14 protein-coding genes are annotated in these 16571 nt (G+C 46.7%); all 14 read right to left on the reverse strand.

The features are described 5' to 3' along the window. Positions 1–165: 165 nt before the first annotated feature. Positions 166–2259 (reverse strand): polyribonucleotide nucleotidyltransferase, encoded by a 2094-nt coding sequence (locus tag VSQ32_06230; GenBank protein ID MEH2942468.1) that lies wholly within the window; start codon positions 2257–2259, stop codon positions 166–168. 65 nt (positions 2260–2324) lie between these two features. Further along, a complete protein-coding gene (gene rpsO, locus VSQ32_06235) occupies positions 2325–2591 on the reverse strand; it encodes a 30S ribosomal protein S15 (GenBank protein ID MEH2942469.1) in 267 nt (88 codons plus the stop codon). A 189-nt stretch (positions 2592–2780) separates the two neighbouring features. Beyond that, entirely contained in the window at positions 2781–3137 is a 357-nt protein-coding gene (rplT, locus tag VSQ32_06240) for a 50S ribosomal protein L20 (GenBank protein ID MEH2942470.1), read from the reverse strand. 24 nt (positions 3138–3161) lie between these two features. Next, positions 3162–3359 (reverse strand): 50S ribosomal protein L35, encoded by a 198-nt coding sequence (rpmI, locus tag VSQ32_06245; protein MEH2942471.1) that lies wholly within the window; start codon positions 3357–3359, stop codon positions 3162–3164. A gap of 24 nt (positions 3360–3383) precedes the next feature. Further along, positions 3384–3878 (reverse strand): translation initiation factor IF-3, encoded by a 495-nt coding sequence (gene infC / locus VSQ32_06250; GenBank protein MEH2942472.1) that lies wholly within the window; start codon positions 3876–3878, stop codon positions 3384–3386. Positions 3879–4060: 182 nt separating this feature from the next. Further along, positions 4061–4951: a PHP domain-containing protein gene (locus VSQ32_06255; GenBank protein MEH2942473.1), complete on the reverse strand. Its 891-nt coding sequence runs from the start codon at positions 4949–4951 to the stop codon at positions 4061–4063. A 25-nt stretch (positions 4952–4976) separates the two neighbouring features. Further along, the gene (locus VSQ32_06260) at positions 4977–7322 is read right to left on the reverse strand and encodes a leucine-rich repeat protein (protein MEH2942474.1); all 2346 of its coding nucleotides are present in this window, start codon (positions 7320–7322) and stop codon (positions 4977–4979) included. Positions 7323–7342: 20 nt separating this feature from the next. Next, positions 7343–8164, reverse strand: a complete 822-nt coding sequence (locus tag VSQ32_06265; GenBank protein ID MEH2942475.1) for an HAD family hydrolase — start codon at positions 8162–8164, stop codon at positions 7343–7345. 73 nt (positions 8165–8237) lie between these two features. Then, entirely contained in the window at positions 8238–10370 is a 2133-nt protein-coding gene (locus VSQ32_06270) for an RNA degradosome polyphosphate kinase (protein MEH2942476.1), read from the reverse strand. A 14-nt stretch (positions 10371–10384) separates the two neighbouring features. Further along, complete coding sequence (locus VSQ32_06275; GenBank protein MEH2942477.1) at positions 10385–11917, reverse strand: phosphatase; 1533 nt, start codon at positions 11915–11917, stop codon at positions 10385–10387. 43 nt (positions 11918–11960) lie between these two features. Continuing rightward, positions 11961–13253, reverse strand: coding sequence for an ATP-binding protein (locus tag VSQ32_06280; protein MEH2942478.1), 1293 nt, complete (start codon positions 13251–13253; stop codon positions 11961–11963). Positions 13254–13272: 19 nt separating this feature from the next. After that, the gene (locus tag VSQ32_06285; GenBank protein ID MEH2942479.1) at positions 13273–14403 is read right to left on the reverse strand and encodes a prephenate dehydratase domain-containing protein; all 1131 of its coding nucleotides are present in this window, start codon (positions 14401–14403) and stop codon (positions 13273–13275) included. Between the two features lie 136 nt (positions 14404–14539). Then, the gene (locus VSQ32_06290; GenBank protein MEH2942480.1) at positions 14540–15694 is read right to left on the reverse strand and encodes a chitobiase/beta-hexosaminidase C-terminal domain-containing protein; all 1155 of its coding nucleotides are present in this window, start codon (positions 15692–15694) and stop codon (positions 14540–14542) included. Beyond that, positions 15691–16542: a bifunctional methylenetetrahydrofolate dehydrogenase/methenyltetrahydrofolate cyclohydrolase FolD gene (gene folD / locus VSQ32_06295; protein MEH2942481.1), complete on the reverse strand. Its 852-nt coding sequence runs from the start codon at positions 16540–16542 to the stop codon at positions 15691–15693. The genes VSQ32_06290 and folD overlap by 4 nt, the downstream gene beginning before the upstream one ends. Between the last annotated feature and the right edge of the window lie 29 nt (positions 16543–16571).

Raw genomic sequence — 16571 nt, forward strand, 5'->3', positions numbered from 1 at the left:
ATTCGGCTTTATCTTACCATAGATTACCAGGATAATCTACATTCTTTTTGAACAGTTCTTCTGGCCTTATGAGATAATATTCCGGCAATAAGAACAAAGAATATTTTTATACAAAAAAACAGTCATTCTTCATAGTTAAAAGAAAAATGACTGTTTGCACAGGAATTATTTATGTTTCGGAACATCTTTTATGGAGAAGCTGATTCTTCCCATTTTATCTTTTCCAAGGCAGACTACTTTTACCATATCTCCCAGCGTCAGTACATCTTCTACTCGGTTAATCCGCTCTCTGGAAATTTTGGAAATGTGAACCATTCCTTCTTTTCCGGGGGCGAACTCCAGAAATGCGCCGAATTCTTTGATACTGATAACTTTTCCCACGAAAATCTGTCCGGCCTCAAAGTCTGTGGTGATAATTTCAATCAGTTTCACCGCCTTATCCATCATATCCCGGTCCGTGCCGCAGATGGATACGGCACCTTCGTCGCTGATGTCGATTTTTACGCCGGTCTGCTCAATAATGGCATTAATGGTTTTTCCTCTCTGGCCAACCACATCGCCGATTTTTGCCGGGTCAATCTGAACCTGGACAATCTTGGGCGCATATTCTCCCACCTCTTTCCGGGGCTCGGAAATGGCTTTGGACATTACCTCATCCATAATGTAGAGTCTTGCTTCTCTGGTTCTGCGGATGGCTTCTTCCACGATGGGCCTGGTCAGTCCGTGAATCTTGATATCCATCTGGATGGCTGTGATACCTTCATGGGTTCCCGTTACCTTAAAGTCCATATCGCCGAAAAAGTCTTCCAGACCCTGAATGTCTGTGAGTACAATATAGTCGTCGTCGGTATCCCCGGTTACCAGACCGCAGGAAATGCCTGCCACCATTTTCTTAATGGGTACTCCTGCAGCCATCAATGCCATACAGGAAGCGCAGGTGGAAGCCATGGAGGTGGAACCGTTGGATTCAAAAGTCTCTGACACTGCCCGGATTGCATAGGGGAATTCTTCTTCTGTGGGAAGTACCGGTATCAGGGCACGTTCTGCCAGTGCGCCATGGCCGATTTCCCGGCGTCCCGGCCCTCTGCCGGGTTTTGTCTCTCCTACGGAATAGGAAGGGAAGTTATAGTGATGCATGTAACGCTTGTTTACTTCATTTTCATCCAGCCCGTCAATGCGCTGCATATCGGACAGCGGGGCAAGGGTTACCACATCGCAGATCTGGGTCTGGCCGCGGGTAAACATGGCGGAACCATGTACTCTGGGAATCAGGTCTGTTTCTGCCGCCAGAGGACGAATCTGGTCGATGGCCCGTCCGTCCGGACGTTTGTGGTCTTTTAAAATCATTTTGCGGACTGTCTTTTTCTGATACTGGTAAATTGCCTCGCCCAGAACCTCCAGCCATTCTTCCTTTTCTGCAAATGCCTCTTCTAACTGCTCGGTAATCTTCCGGATATTTTCTTCCCGTGCCTGTTTTTCATCGGTGAAAACAGCCTCTTCCATCTTTTCCGGAGGTACCAGTTCCCGGATGGCGGAAAACAGTTCTTCCGGTACCGCGCAGCTTGTATACTCATGTTTTGCTTTTCCAACCTCTGCCACTATCTCGTTGATAAAGGCGATAATGGTCTGATTGATTTCATGGGCTTTGTAGATTGCCTCAATCATTTTGTCTTCGGGAATCTCATTGGCCCCGGCTTCAATCATAATGACTTTCTCACTGGTGGAGGCAACCGTCAGGTTCAAATCTCCGTTCTTCCACTGTTCCTGAGATGGATTTATCACAAATTCTCCGTCTATCATACCAATCTGTGTGGTTGCACAGGGACCTGCAAAAGGAATATCGGAAATGCTGGTTGCGATGGCAGAACCCAGCATGGCCACCAGTTCCGGCCGGCACTGAGGATCCACGCTCATAACCAGATTATTCAGTGTCACATCATTCCGGTAATCTTTGGGAAATAAGGGGCGCATGGGGCGGTCAATTACACGGGAGGTCAGGATTGCATTTTCCGAGGCCTTCCCTTCACGTTTGTTGAATCCTCCCGGAATTTTTCCGACAGAATACAGTTTTTCTTCATATTCCACACTTAAGGGAAAGAAATCAATTCCTTCTCTGGGTTTGTCTGAGGCGGTTGCAGTACACAGTACAACGGTATCACCGTAATGCATAAAGGCTGCGCCGTTTGCCTGGGCTGCAACTCGTCCGATATCTACGCGCAGGGTTCTTCCTGCCAAATCCATGGTAAACTGTTTATACATATTTTTCTCCTTTAATTTAGCATAAGATAAAATAGAGCGGATAACCGCTCTATCTTGAAAAGGAATTACTTTCTGATTCCCAGACGTTCAATTAAATTACGGTATCTTTCAATATCTGTCTTTTTCAGATAGCTGAGCATACCACGTCTCTGACCTACCATTTTTAAAAGTCCGCGTCTGGAATGATGATCCTTGGGATTCTCTTTCAAATGGTCTGTTAATTCCTGAATTCTTGCTGTCAGAATTGCAACCTGAACCTCAGGTGAACCGGTGTCTCCCGGTGTTCTTGCGTATTCTGCAATAATTGCCTGTTTCTTTTCTTTTGCTATCATCTTATGATAACCTCCTCAACTATTATTATCGCCCTTTCCGGTTCTGAACATTCAAAATTCCGTATCTGAGATATTAAGTAAGGGTCGGAGTCATCCGGTTACTGAATATGGGCTGTCTCAAAGTTCCGGCGGGCTTTCAGAACCCGCCGGAAAATATTATAGCACAGTTACCCGTGCCTGTAAAGCAAATTACGCTACTTTGCTTTTGGCCAGTTCTGCCAGAGTTGCAAATCCTTCTGCGTCGTTTACTGCCAGCTCTGCCAGCATTTTACGGTTTACATCCACGCCTGCCAGCTTCAGTCCGTGCATAAACTGGCTGTAGGAAATTCCATTGATTCTGGCTGCGGCATTAATTCGTGCAATCCAGAGACGGCGGAACTGTCTCTTTCTTTCTTTTCTTCCTGCATAAGAACTCGCCAGGGCTCTCATGACAGACTGTTTTGCTATACGATACTGTTTGGAGCGAGCCCCTCTGTATCCTTTTGCCAGTTTTAATACTCTGTTATGTTTTTTTCTGGCGTTTAAACCGCCTTTAATTCTTGCCATGTCTGCTTCCTCCTTAACTCATTCTTACAAATACGGTAAAATCTTTTTCATATTCTTAACATTAGCTGCGTCTGTAATAGCTGATTTTCTCAGATTTCTCTTTCTCTTGGGAGATTTCTTCGTTAAGATATGGCTCTTATAGGCTTTATTTCTTTTTAATTTTCCACTTCCTGTCTTTTTAAACCGTTTTGCTGCTGCTCTGCTTGTTTTCATTTTTGGCATTTTAACTTCCTCCTTAATATCCGGTTATTTCTTTTCTGTCAGTACCATACTAATGCTGCGTCCTTCCAGTTTTGGTGCTTTTTCCACTGTAGCAATTTCTGCTAAATGTTCTGCAAAGTCGTCCAGAATATGTCTGCTGCTCTGCATATGTGCCATCTCCCTGCCGCGGAACCGCAGAGTGATTTTTACTTTATTACCTTTTGAAATAAATTTTCTGGCTGCATTAATTTTTGTATTCAGATCGTTTGTCTCAATATTGGGTGACAGACGGATTTCCTTTATTTCAACAGTCTTCTGTTTCTTCCGGGCTTCTTTTTCTTTTCTTACCAGCTCGTATCTGTACTTGCCGTAGTCGATAATCTTACATACGGGCGGTTTGGCAGTCGGGGCAATCTTTACCAGATCAAGCTCTGCTTCCTGAGCAATCTTCATGGCTTCCCTGACCGGCATAATGCCAAGCTGTTCTCCGTCTTCTCCGATTAGACGAATCTCCTTATCTTTGATTTGTTCATTAATCATTAATTCACTAATGGCCGCGCACCTCCAAAAATTAATTTACATACTAAAAAAGTGGACAGACAGACTATCCACTTCAATTATATTCAGACACCACAGCCACTGAACATACATGACTGATTATCAGATATAGACCATTAGTCACCCAATTGTGCTAAGGTGAGAGCGGATACTCTACTTTCTTCTTACAACTCTGTAACTTTACCACGTTTTGGTGATTCCGTCAAGCGTTTTTTCAATTTTTCCAGTATTTCATAAGGAATACAAAGATTACCCCTTCCGGTGCCCAGATGAATATAAGGCTTGTTGCTGCCATGGAAATCGGAACCGCCGCTGATTAAAAGGTCATATTCAGCAGCAAGTTTTCGCAGATTGCGCTCATCTCCCGGTTCATTCATGGAATAAACAGCCTCGATGCCCGACAGTCCGGCTTCTTTCAGTTTCCGGATAAAGTACCGCAGTCTGTCATGATTCATATGACACAGAACAGGATGGGCGAAAAACGCAAGTCCCCCTCCTGTCTGAATCAGACGGACAGCCTCAAAAGGAGTAATTTTCTCACGGGGTACATAACAGCGGCAGTTATCTCCCAGGTATTTGCGGAATACGGTTTCCCGGTCTTTGACAAAGCCATGTTCTACCAGGTACCTGGCAAAATGAGCCCGTGTAATTACACTGCCGGGATTTTCCCGATAAAGTTCCTTCATGGTAATGTTAAAGCCTTCCTTCTGCAGGAACGCTGTCATTTTCTCATTCCGGCTGTCCCGGCTGTCCACGAATTCCCGGAGCTTTGCAGAGAACTCCGGATTGTTTTCATCAATATAATAGCCCAGAATGTGCACTTCTGTGCCGGAATAATCAGTGGAGAGTTCTATATCCGGCACCAGTTCAATGCCAAGTTCTTCAGCCAGAGGACGGGCTCTGGCAATACCGTCTGTAGTATCATGGTCTGTAAGCGCAATGGCGGTAAGCCCTGTTTCTTTTGCATGTTCCATCAGTTCTTCCGGCGTAAGGGTTCCGTCCGATTCTGTGGAATGGGTATGCAGGTCAATCCTGCCGGCAGAATATTCGGCCATATTGATGTTTCCTCCTGTAAATATTTCAGTTTTTCCGGTACATGGCTTTTCCGCTCATTCCCTTCGATTTGAACAGTTTCCGGTAAGCAGACAGTTTCTTTCCGGGAACCCGGACAGTAACTTTGCTGTTTGTACCTTTAAATGCTTTTGCACCCACATTTTTAGTGGTAAGTTTTGTGGATTTTACTGTGATTTTCTTTAATTTTTTATCTCCGTAAAAAGCCGAGGCTCCGATTTTATTTACTTTGGATGGAATCACAATACTGCCAAGGGATGTACATTTGTAAAATCCTCTGTCCCCTATGGCGGTAAGTTTTGTCGGGAGTGTGACGGTTTTTAATCCGGAACAGTCCGAAAATGCCTGTTTCCCTATGATTTCCACATTGCTCCCGATGGTGACTTTTGTGATTTTTTTCTTTCCTTTCAAAGCACTGTCGCCGATTTTTATGACTTTGTATTTCATTCCGTCAATGGTAACTGTCTTTGGAATGGACACAGTGCCGGAAGTCACAGAGGTCTTTTTAAATTCTGCAGTTTTCTTTTTTGTGCTGATAATCCTGCATGTAATCTTTCCTGTGGTTACCAGCTCCCCGTCTTTTCGCTTTTTCTGTTCGGGAGAATCTTCGCCAGTATCTTCGTCTTCGCCAGGTTCCTGCTCACCGTTATCGGTTTCTTCCGGTTCCTGTTCCGTAACCGTCACTTCACAGGAAGCAGTCAGCCCCAGCCCACTTACGGTAATCACCGCTTTTCCTTTTCCCGCTGCACTGACAACGCCTTCCGGTGATACTGCCGCTGCCTGTGGATGGGAAGACGTCCATGTAAAGGGTACTCCGGTAATTCCCGAAGGATTGCAGGCTGCGTGCAGAGTAAGGCTGGTCCCCTTTTCCAGAGTAAGGCTGGTCCTGTCCAGTGTAATCCTTTCCAGTACCTGTGTCATTTCAATGAGATATGTGGTCTGAATACCTGTCGTATCAGCAAGAATAAAAGACCAGGTTCTGCCGTCGTCCCCGGAAACAGGAGGAGAAAGGATAAGACCTTCCGCACGGTCCGTATGGACCTGAATTTCCGCTGCTGCGGGCAGGGAGGCTGATGACATAAGCTGTGAAATGGAAAAATTAGTTTCTCCGTTGCCGGAAGGGGCCTGAGCTTCCATACCTCTTACCGTAATTCTGGGATACAGGGGATTTCTCACCACTGTGAATTCCGTCCGGGGCTGTCCTTCTTTCCGTCCCACCAGATATCCTCCGGAGGAATCGCACAGCAGAAGATACTCACAGTTCAGAATAAAATCACCTTTTTTATCTACTGCCCCTTTCAGGCCTTCGGAATTCTCCACTACCAGCAGCCCTTCCCGAAAATTGCGGGAGGAATTGTCTTCTGCATTCAGACCGGCGGGAGATTTCATGGTCCATTTCGTTGCAGTTCCATCTCCATTACTTCTGGTAAATGCCCAGTTGCCGACAGTATCCCCTTCCCTGTAGCGGGTCATGCCTCCTGCTGCCGCCAGCCTCTCGCTGTAAGCATGGGATGCGCTGTTATATTCTTCTTCCGTAATCCGCTGGCCCGTACAGTCATAGTATTCCGTTGGGATACTGGCCCCGGAATTCATGCCGGCGGGAGCTACAAGGCGGATTACCGTATCTTTTACTTCTGCATTGTAAAACACCCCCGGCGTAAGACGGATAATATATTCTCCCTTTTCGTTCACGTAATAGGGCTGATTCCCCACCCATACTTTCCCGAAATGGTTGCTCTCAAAATCCTGTGCATTGGTAAACTGGAACGGAATCACCAGATTCAGATTTCGATCCGCAAATCCCCACAGGCCATTTCGCTTTACTGCCAGCAGGCCCTGATAATCCCAGTTTGTCCTTCTGTTCAGAGCACTGTCTTCCAGGGTTCCGGCTACAGACTCGCCCACAGTCCCGGACGGGCTGGTAACCGGATCCGGCCAGTCTTTGTCAGGTACTGCATCGCTGCCGCCTCCGCTGCCTGCTGCCAGTACGGTAACATTCCAGCTTTCGGTTTTGCGCCGGGGTACAAAGTCTCCCGTAATATTGCCCCATATATCCGCTTTGCTGCTGTCCCATTCCAGTTTGGAATAAGTCACTGTTACGGTGACTGTTCCGGCCTGCAGTCCTGTAAATTTACAGAACTGTCTGCCGTTTTCTCCCAGGGCGAGCACTGCTGTATCGCTGACCTGCCACTGATAGGTGGAACTGCTGCTGCCAGCCCTTAAGGTAATCTGCTCACCAGCCCTTAAAGTTTTACTTCCTGCTGCGTGCACCGGAATCCCCATACGCAGAAACAGCAGGCCCAAAAGCAGGAAAAGTCCTGCCGATGCTGTCATGTTCCTTTTGAAAAGTCTCATTCCAATCCCCCTTTACCGGATTATGCAGACTCGTTCAGGATGAATTTTTCAATGATTTCAGCAATAGCTCCATGCTCATTGTCATACTCTGTCACATAATCCGCCGCACCTTTCAGTTCTTCATGGCCGTTTTTCACCGCAACGCCCACATGAGCTGCCTGAATCATGGGAATATCGTTGCGTTCGTCTCCCACTGCCACCGTATGTTCAATAGGAACATTCAGGAATTTGCTGATATACTTCAGGCCGCTGCCTTTATCGGTATCTTTGGGGCAGTATTCCAGATATTCATTGTAGGAGAAAAAGCAGTTGCTCCGTTCTCTGAGTTCCGGATGGTCTGTCTGAAATTGCTGAAGCCTTTCCGGGTGGTCCACATCAATCAGCATTACCTTATGGGGTTCCTGCTCCAGACTTACGAAAATATTGTCCACCAGACGGTATCTCATTCTGGCGTTCCGCAGGTAGAAATCAAGTTCTTTGCCATGGTGTTCTGCCAGAATGGTGTCCTGTTCATACGTCTGTACATAAATATCGGATTTTTTTCCGGCCAGAATGATTTCTTTTGCCACTTCCATGGGCAGGGTGCGCTCTGCCAGCACCCGGTCCGCCACACAGTCATAAACTACCGCTCCGTTGTAAGCGACCATATAACATCTGGGAAAGGACAGGTTCAGTTCTTTCACTGCCAGCCGTCCTGTGGCAATGGGACGCCCCGTCATCAGCACAAAATCATGGCCCAGTTCCAGCATTCTGGCAATGGCGGCCCGGTTTTCTTTTGAAATGCTCTTGTCATGATTTAATAATGTTTCATCCAGATCTGTAAACAAAATTTTGTGTTCCATAAGATCTCCTCCACTCTCTTTTTGAATTTATTCTTTCGAACAATGAGCCGGAAATAAAACGTCGTATTGCTTTTTATTCCATTGGTTCTGCCGGAATAAACACTCTTTCCTGATAAACATTTACTGTTTTCGGAAGGGCTTTTTTTGCCTCCTCACAAAACTGCTGCTGTGAATTTACCAGCTTTTTCCCTCGCTTGTCTATTTTCTCATATCTGCCGTCGGGCTGTAAAATATGGGATTTCATATTGTCTGCAAGCTGGAGTTCCAGAATATGGCGTATCTGCTCCATCAGTGTTTCATTTTCCACCGGAAACAGAATCTCCACTCTTCGGTCCAGATTCCGGGGCATCCAGTCGGCGCTGCCCATATAGATTTCTTCCTGCCCGTCGTTGTGGAACCAGAAAATCCGGCTGTGTTCCAGGAAATTTCCCACAATGGAGCGCACAGTGATATTTTCGCTGATTCCCGGAATACCCACTTTCAGGCAGCAGATGCCGCGCACTACCAGATCTATTTTCACTCCGGCTGCGGAGGCTTCGTACAGTGCCCCGATGACGTCCCGGTCGCAGAGGGAATTCATTTTCGCCCGGATAAATGCTTCTCTGCCTGCCTGTGCATGTTTGATTTCACGTTTAATCAGTTTGAGAAAACGCTTGCGCAGCCAGATGGGGGCTACTGCCAGTTTATTCCAGGAAGGGGGCTCGGAATATCCTGACAGCATGTTAAACACGGCTGTGGCGTCCTCTCCGATGGCTTCGGAACAGGTGAACATGCCAAGATCCGTATATAATTTGGCAGTAGAATCGTTGTAGTTTCCTGTTCCCAGATGGATATACCTGCGGATTCCGTCTTCCTCTTTCCGTACCACCAGCGCAATTTTACTGTGGGTTTTCAGGCCCACCAGCCCGTAAATTACGTGGCAGCCTGCTTTTTCCAGTTTCTTTGCCCATACAATATTATTTTCCTCATCAAACCGGGCCTTTAATTCCACCAGCACGGATACCTGTTTCCCGTTTTCCGCAGCCTGAGCCAGAGAGGCAATAATTGGGGAATTTCCGCTGACCCGGTACAGGGTCTGTTTGATGGCCAGCACGTCCGGGTCCAGAGAAGCCTGTTTTATAAAATCCACCACCGGGTCAAAAGTCTGGTAGGGATGGTGCAGCAGAATATCTCCCTTCCGGATGGCGGCAAAAATATCTTCTCCCGGCACAATCTGAGGCACGCGCTGAGGCTGGTAAGGCTCATAACGCAGATCATCCGCTCCTTCGATTCCGTACATCTTCATCAGAAAGGTCAGATCCAGCGGACCGTTTATCTTAAAGATGTCCTCCTGGGCAATATGAAGGTCTTCTTTCAGTATTCCCAGAAGACGTTTATCTATTTTATCTTCCACTTCCAGACGGATGACTTCTCCCCACTGGCGCTTTTTTAACTGTTTCTGAATTTCCTGCAGCAAATCCTCCGCCTCGTCCTCGTCAATGGTAAGGTCTGCATTCCGCATAATCCGGTAAGGCCAGGCACATACCACATGGTAATTCAGAAACAGCCGGTGAATATTGCGCTCGATAATCTGTTCCAGCAGAATGAAAGTTTTACTGCCTTCATCCTGAGAGGGAATCTGCACGATTCTGGAAAGTACCGAGGGCACCTGTACGGTGGCAAATTCCAGTTCTTCTTTTTTATCTCCCTTTTTGTTCAGAAGGGCGGCGATATTTAAAGACTTGTTGCGAATCAGCGGAAAAGGCCGGGAGGCGTCTACGGCCATGGGCGTCAGCACCGGATATACCGTTTCCTCAAAATAGCGGTCCACATATTCTCCCTGAACTTCATCCAGTTCTTCGTAAGCGGAAATAATCTCAATCCCATGATTGTGAAGCAGCGGAACCAGAGAACGGTTATAGGTGCTGTACTGCATTTCCACCAGGGAACGGGTATCTTTGTTGATGGCTTCAAGCTGCTCTTTTGCAGTCATTCCTGCAATATCGGTCTTTTTATATCCTGCATGAACCATATCTTTCAGGGAAGCCACCCGGACCATGAAAAATTCATCCAGATTCGATGAGGTAATACTTACAAATTTTAACCGTTCCAGCAGGGGAATATTTTTATCTCTGGCTTCGTTCAACACTCTGTAATTAAATTTCAGCCAGCTCAGTTCCCGGTTTTCGTAATATTCCGGTTTCAGATAATCCTTTTCTTTGTCCATTTCCATATCCTCCCTTAAAACACTTTCTTTTCTCGTATCCTTGGTTTTACACTGAAAACTTCTTCAAAAGAATTTGCATAAGCGGAAAAGAGGCCCTTTTCCAGCACAATACTCTCCGAGGATTCCACTGTTATCACCAGTTCCCGGTCCTGTAAAGCAGCTTTGATATTCCGGAACTTCTGTTTATGGCTCCGGTCCATGGCATTGGCAATTTTGAGAATAGCTGTCAGCTTGGACACGGTCATATAGCCTTTCTGGTCCATTTTATCGCTTACGCTGCTGTAAGGCTGCAGGGGCTGAGAATTGTATTTTACGGTACCTGCCACAATTTCCCGCTCCATATGGGTCATGCCGATAATCTCGGTGGCCATGATAATCTGATAAGAACACTCGGCCTGATTTACCAGGCTGATATAGCGGCCGCAATCGTGAAGAATTGCCGCCACCTGCAGCAGCAGCCGCTCCCTTTTGCCCATGCCGTGCACTTTTTTCATGGCGTCAAAAATGGCAACTGTCATGGCAAGGACTGCCTCCGTGTGGCTGGAATAGCCCTGATAGCGTTCCGCCAGATTCCGGGCGGCGGCCAGCACATCTTCTTCAAAATCGTGCTCAAAATAAATCATGCGCTTTTTCTCCGCATAGGCGCAGACGATTCCGTCGCTGATATTTACTCCGGGCACCCAGATATATTTTGCATTCAGTTCTTCACTGAGGCGTTTGTACAGCACCACCGAGGGGATAATCAGGGGATCGTGTTCGTTGGCCAGATTCAAATCCAGAGAAATTTCCTCGGTGGATTTCCGGTACCATTTATTCAGCATTTTAATAAAGCGTTCGGTTTCTATGGTGCCGTCCTCTTCCTTTTTGGAAAATCCCTTTGTCATTTCTTCGATGTAATCTCCCATAATAATTACATATTTCATTTCCCGGTCTTTCAGGTAAATCCGTTTGAAAATTTCCAGCTCTTTGTCAATCAGCTCCTGAATCTGGGTTTCATAATGGGAAACCAGATTTTCAATTTTGGACAGCTTTTCCCGAATCCGCATAATGCCCAGTTCAATATGCTGGGTGGTAATGGCTGTCCCCTTGCGGAACAGGGTAATCTGCATACTGCCGCCCCCTACATTGACCACTGCCGCCCCTTTCTGAATCATTTTTTCAAATTTGGGCAGGATGGCCAGAGATTTATAATCCATCAGCCTGTGTTCGGAATTGCTGAGAACTGTCACTTCGATTCTGGTGCGGAGACGAATCTGATCCAGTATAAAGGGTGCGTTGCTCACATTCCGGAATACGTTTCCCGCACATGCCTCATAATCGTCTACCTTATATCCATCCATAATGGTATGGAACTCCTTTAAAATCTGACAGAGTTCCTCTACCAGTTCATACCCGATAACGCCTTTTCCAAAGGCGTCCCGTCCCAGTTCCACATGGCTGCGCACATAATCAATGGAACGTATTTTCCGATTTGCGGAAATCTCAAATATTTTCAGACTCACTTCATATGAGCCAATGTAAATTGCTGCAAATGTGGTAATCTTCATATCTGTTCCTTTCTGCCGGGCCTCCGGGGCCGCGGCTTCTGACTTACTGCTTTCCCAGCAGGTAATCAACAAACTGCCGGGCGGTTCTGCCGGAAAGCCCTCCGTGGCTCAGCTCCCACTTATTTGCTTCTGCCAGCAGTTCTTCCTCGGCCATGGGAATCTGATGTTTCCGGGCCAGACTTCTTACAATTTTCTGAAATTCTTTTTTATCCGGTTTTCCGAAATAAATGGTAACGCCGAATCTGGAAGCCAGAGACAGCTTTTCCTGTACCGTATCGTTTGTGTGCAGTTCATCGTCCCGCTCCGCTTTATCACTGAATTTCTCTCTCACCAGATGTCTCCGGTTAGAGGTGGCGTAAATCAGAACGTTGTCCGGTTTTTTCTCCAGACCTCCTTCGATGACTGCCTTCAGATATTTGTATTCGATTTCAAATTCTTCAAAAGACAGGTCATCCATATATATGATAAATTTATAATTTCGATTCTTAATCCGGGCAATTACATCGTTTAAATCCTGAAACTGGTGTTTGTATATTTCAATCATCCGGAGGCCCTGGTCGTAATACTGGTTGATAATTGCTTTTATACTGGTGGATTTGCCCGTTCCGGCATCTCCGAACAGCAGGCAGTTATTGGCCCTCCTGCCTTTCACAAAAGCCTCCGTATTATCAATGAGCTTCTGTTTCGGAACCTCATACCCCACCAGATCGTCCAGATGGACATGGGCAATATTGGCAATGGGTACAATCTTTACCTGACGGTCTTCATGTTCCACACGAAATGCTTTATGTAATCCCAGTTTGCCCACACCGAATTCCCGGTAAAATTCCGTCACTTCATCCTTAAATTCTTCTACTGTGCCTGTCTGCTTCAGACGGATGCTCAGTGCGCAGATCCTGTCCCGGATTCTGTGGTTGAACACCTTTCCGTCCCGGTCGGCTCTTTTATAATTCTGCAGAATGGCAAATTCCGGAATTTCCAGTTCTTTCTGAAGTTCCTGCAAATCAAAGTCGAACAGTTCCTTGAAGACTGCAAAATCATGGAGGGCCAGTTCGTTAATGCTGCCGGTAATCCTGCCTTTGATTTCACAGGAAGTACTGTAGGCATTTTCATGATTTACCAGCAGGAAAGTCAGGTAATTCTGCCAGAGATTTCCCTCGAATCCATGGCTGGCGGAAAGCTCAGTGAGACGATGCATACATTCATAACACAAAGCCCGTAATTCTTCTCCGGAACAGGTATCCTCCCGGTAATGCTCCATAATCCAGGTAAAATCCTCCAGAATCTTACCCTGTTCAAATCCCCGGTACAAAATCAGTTTTTCCGTATGTTTCATTTCTCATCCCTCTGTCTCTTTAATAATTCCCAAGTACTTTAATGGAAAGGGCTCCTTCCTGCAGTCCTTTCAGCGCATTCTGTACGGCGCCGTCCCTGAGATTTCCTTCCATATCCACAAAAAAGCGGTACTCGAAGCTCTTATCCTTAATGGGCCTGGATTCAATTTTTACCATGTTCAGGTTGTTGAAGATCATATGGGAAAGCATGTGGTAAAGGGAGCCGCTTTCATGAGATATTTCAAAACAGATACTGATTTTATCCGCTCCTTTCCGACAGATTTTTCTGCCGGAAACAATGATAAATCTGGTGCTGTTTTCCTCACTGTAATTGATATGGTCTTTCAGAATTTCCAGTCCGTAAATATCCGCTGTCACCGCACTTGCTATGGCCGCCTGGTCTTTTCGGCCGTCTTCCAGAATCTTTTTGGCCGCCATTGCCGTATTCTTTGCTTTTATCCGTTTCCAGTCCTTATGCTCGTCCAGAAAGTCCACGCTCTGCATAAGGGCCTGGGGATGGGAATACACACAGGTAATATCAGAAAGGCTGCTGCCGGGAAGCCCCAGCAGCGCGTGTTCTACTTTGATGGTCTGTTCCGCTACAATGAAGTTGCCGTATTCCACCAGTAAATCAAAATTCTCTCCTACAATTCCGGCAGAGGAATTTTCAATGGGCAGGACTGCATAATCTGCTTCTCCACTGCTTATGGCTTCCATGGCGTCACGCCAGGTATCCACATGGTAACCGTACGTCTCCTCTCCGAAATAAGCCTTCATGGCAATCTGGCTGTAGGCCCCCTCGGTTCCCTGATATACCACCTTATGGCTGGTAAAGGGCAGTCTGTCCACCGGAACAAAACCGGTCTCCTGGCCCTGTCCGTGCTGTATCAGCATCTGGTACTGGCGCTTCCGGCTGAGAGCCATAATCTGCTCAAACAGTTCTCCCACATCGTAGCAGTTTTCTTCTGTCTGAACCAGTTCTTTTACTCTGGCCAGCTTCTCCCTTTCCCGTGTTTTGTCCAGCACCGGTTTTCCGGTGGATATTTTGTATTCTGCCACCTCTGTGGTCAGTTTCATCCGTTCTTCATACAGAGCCACAATCCGGCGGTCAATTTCATCTATTTCTTTCCGAATTTCACTTAAATCTTTCATATGCCACATCCTTATTAAAGTATATATTTATCATATAACAACTGGGCCTCAAAGGCAAGTTTGTATCTGTATTTTCATGGAAAAAGAGGCTGCCGCAAAATAGTTTTATATTTTGCGGCAGCCTCTTTTATACGTTTTATTCCGGCATGTAAATATAGTTGCATCGCAGCACATCGGAAACCATTCCATATTTGTCTACCAGAATCAGGGACAGCACATTATTGCCTTCCGGTATATGAATGGGTTCTCTGTACTGCTGAGATTCCTGTGTGGGCACCGTATCATCCCAGGTATAGTATACCCTGCAGCCCTCCGGTACCTGTACCACGATGGTTTCCGGCGTATAGAAACTCCCACCATAAGGAGCCACCTGAGGAGGATTGGGCTTCTGTTTCTTTATCTGATATTCTTCTTCCAGTTCCTGGCTGCAGAGGCCGAACTGATTGCGGGCAACGGCCCGGAGCCTGATATTTTTCCCCGGCTCCATCAGAATGGGCGTGTGATATTTCCTGCCCTGTTCCGGATCTGTGTCGTCTGTGGTATAATAGATTTCACAACCATTTTCTGCGGTGAGTTCCACAAAGATTTCTCCCTGGAAAATGCCTCCTTCCGGATCAGCCTGAGGAGGCTCCGGCAGATATTCCGCAAACAGCTCACGTATTTCCCCATCTGTTACTTTATCGCCCAAACTCTGGATGGCCTTATAATCTTTCTGTTCCGCGTAAATCTGAATTAACTGTTCATATGCTTCCAGGCAGTCTTCATCCAGTTTCAGCACTTCCAGCAGAAGTTTCCGTGCACTGTCATTCTGTTCCTGTGCCTGGCAGACTTCTGCCAGACGCATACGCGCATCCAGGCTGTCTGTCTGGAGCTGTAAAGCCCGCCGCAGGTATTTTTCCGCCTTGCGGTAATCACTTCTGCTCTGGTAATCTTCTGCTTTTTTCATCTGATATTCATAGGAATTACTTCGGGCATAAGTCATCAGCAGCACAATTCCCGCCACCAGAACTGCCAGAATCACCAGTGCAAGAATCGCCCATGTGGGATATTTCTTTCTGTGTCCGGATCTGCCTTTCCCGGAAGCGCCGGTTTTGCCTTTGCCTGCTGTTTTCTTCTTTCCTTTTCCGGAAGATTTATGGCCTGCTATCTTTTTCTTTTTTTCCTGCAGCAGTCCCCGCAGAAAATCATCTTCCAGAAGATTGTAATCCGATACAATCTGGGCTTCTGCCCCGCACACGGAACAATATACACATCCGGTTTTCAGTTCTGCTCCGCAATTTGCACATTTCATTCTTTCTGCCCCGCTTCTATGCTCTGTACGCAGTTACTCATAAGCATTGCAATGGTCATGGGGCCCACGCCTCCCGGCACTGGGGTAATGGCAGAAGCAACGGGTTCCACTTCCTCAAATTTCACATCTCCGCATAATTTATTATGTTCATCACGATGAATGCCCACGTCAATCACAACTGCACCTTCCTTTACATATTCCGCACCGATCAGCCGCGGTTTTCCCACCGCCACAATCAGAATGTCTGCCTGTCTGCAGAGTTTTGGAAGATTCCTGGTTCTGGAATGGGCAATGGTTACGGTGGCGTTTTCCCGCAGCATCAGAAGGGCCATGGGTTTTCCCACAATATTGCTTCTTCCGATGACCACGCAGTGTTTCCCCTCTGCTTCCACACCGGAGCGTTTCAGAAGCTGAATAATTCCGGCCGGGGTACAGGAGACGAATCCCGGTTCTCCAATGGTGAGTTTTCCCACATTCTGCGGATGAAAACCGTCCACATCTTTCTCCGGGCTGATGGCCTGTATCACCTTGTCCTCGCAGATATGGCCGGGAAGGGGAAGCTGCACCAGGATACCCTTTACTTCTTTCTTATGATTTAATTCATCAATCAGCTTCAGCAGTTCTTCTTCCCCGGTTTCTTCCGGAAGCTCATAAGCCAGAGAATCAATGCCGATATAAGCGCAGGCATTTTTCTTATTCCGCACATAGACGGCGGAAGCAGGATCCGCACCTACCTGAATGACTGCAAGAGATCCTGTTTTCCCTTCCGCCTGCAGCCGTTCCACCTTTTCTTTTAATTCATCTTTTATCTGCTGAGAAATCTTTTTTCCATCTATAATTACTGCCATGCTTCTTCCTTTCTTTCACTGCCGTACCA

Source organism: Lachnospiraceae bacterium JLR.KK002, assembly GCA_036941025.1.
Classification (GTDB): Bacteria; Bacillota; Clostridia; order Lachnospirales; family Lachnospiraceae; genus Petralouisia.

Coding starts and splice junctions, on each gene's coding strand:
- rplT (MEH2942470.1), bottom strand. CDS start 3,137: ATGGCAAGAATTAAAGGCGGTTTAAACGCCAGAAAAAAACATAACAGA.
- folD (MEH2942481.1), bottom strand. CDS start 16,542: ATGGCAGTAATTATAGATGGAAAAAAGATTTCTCAGCAGATAAAAGAT.
- VSQ32_06290 (MEH2942480.1), bottom strand. CDS start 15,694: ATGAAATGTGCAAATTGCGGAGCAGAACTGAAAACCGGATGTGTATAT.
- VSQ32_06230 (MEH2942468.1), bottom strand. CDS start 2,259: ATGTATAAACAGTTTACCATGGATTTGGCAGGAAGAACCCTGCGCGTA.
- VSQ32_06280 (MEH2942478.1), bottom strand. CDS start 13,253: ATGAAACATACGGAAAAACTGATTTTGTACCGGGGATTTGAACAGGGT.
- VSQ32_06285 (MEH2942479.1), bottom strand. CDS start 14,403: ATGAAAGATTTAAGTGAAATTCGGAAAGAAATAGATGAAATTGACCGC.
- rpsO (MEH2942469.1), bottom strand. CDS start 2,591: ATGATAGCAAAAGAAAAGAAACAGGCAATTATTGCAGAATACGCAAGA.
- VSQ32_06275 (MEH2942477.1), bottom strand. CDS start 11,917: ATGAAGATTACCACATTTGCAGCAATTTACATTGGCTCATATGAAGTG.
- infC (MEH2942472.1), bottom strand. CDS start 3,878: ATGATTAATGAACAAATCAAAGATAAGGAGATTCGTCTAATCGGAGAA.
- VSQ32_06270 (MEH2942476.1), bottom strand. CDS start 10,370: ATGGACAAAGAAAAGGATTATCTGAAACCGGAATATTACGAAAACCGG.
- VSQ32_06255 (MEH2942473.1), bottom strand. CDS start 4,951: ATGGCCGAATATTCTGCCGGCAGGATTGACCTGCATACCCATTCCACA.
- VSQ32_06260 (MEH2942474.1), bottom strand. CDS start 7,322: ATGAGACTTTTCAAAAGGAACATGACAGCATCGGCAGGACTTTTCCTG.
- rpmI (MEH2942471.1), bottom strand. CDS start 3,359: ATGCCAAAAATGAAAACAAGCAGAGCAGCAGCAAAACGGTTTAAAAAG.
- VSQ32_06265 (MEH2942475.1), bottom strand. CDS start 8,164: ATGGAACACAAAATTTTGTTTACAGATCTGGATGAAACATTATTAAAT.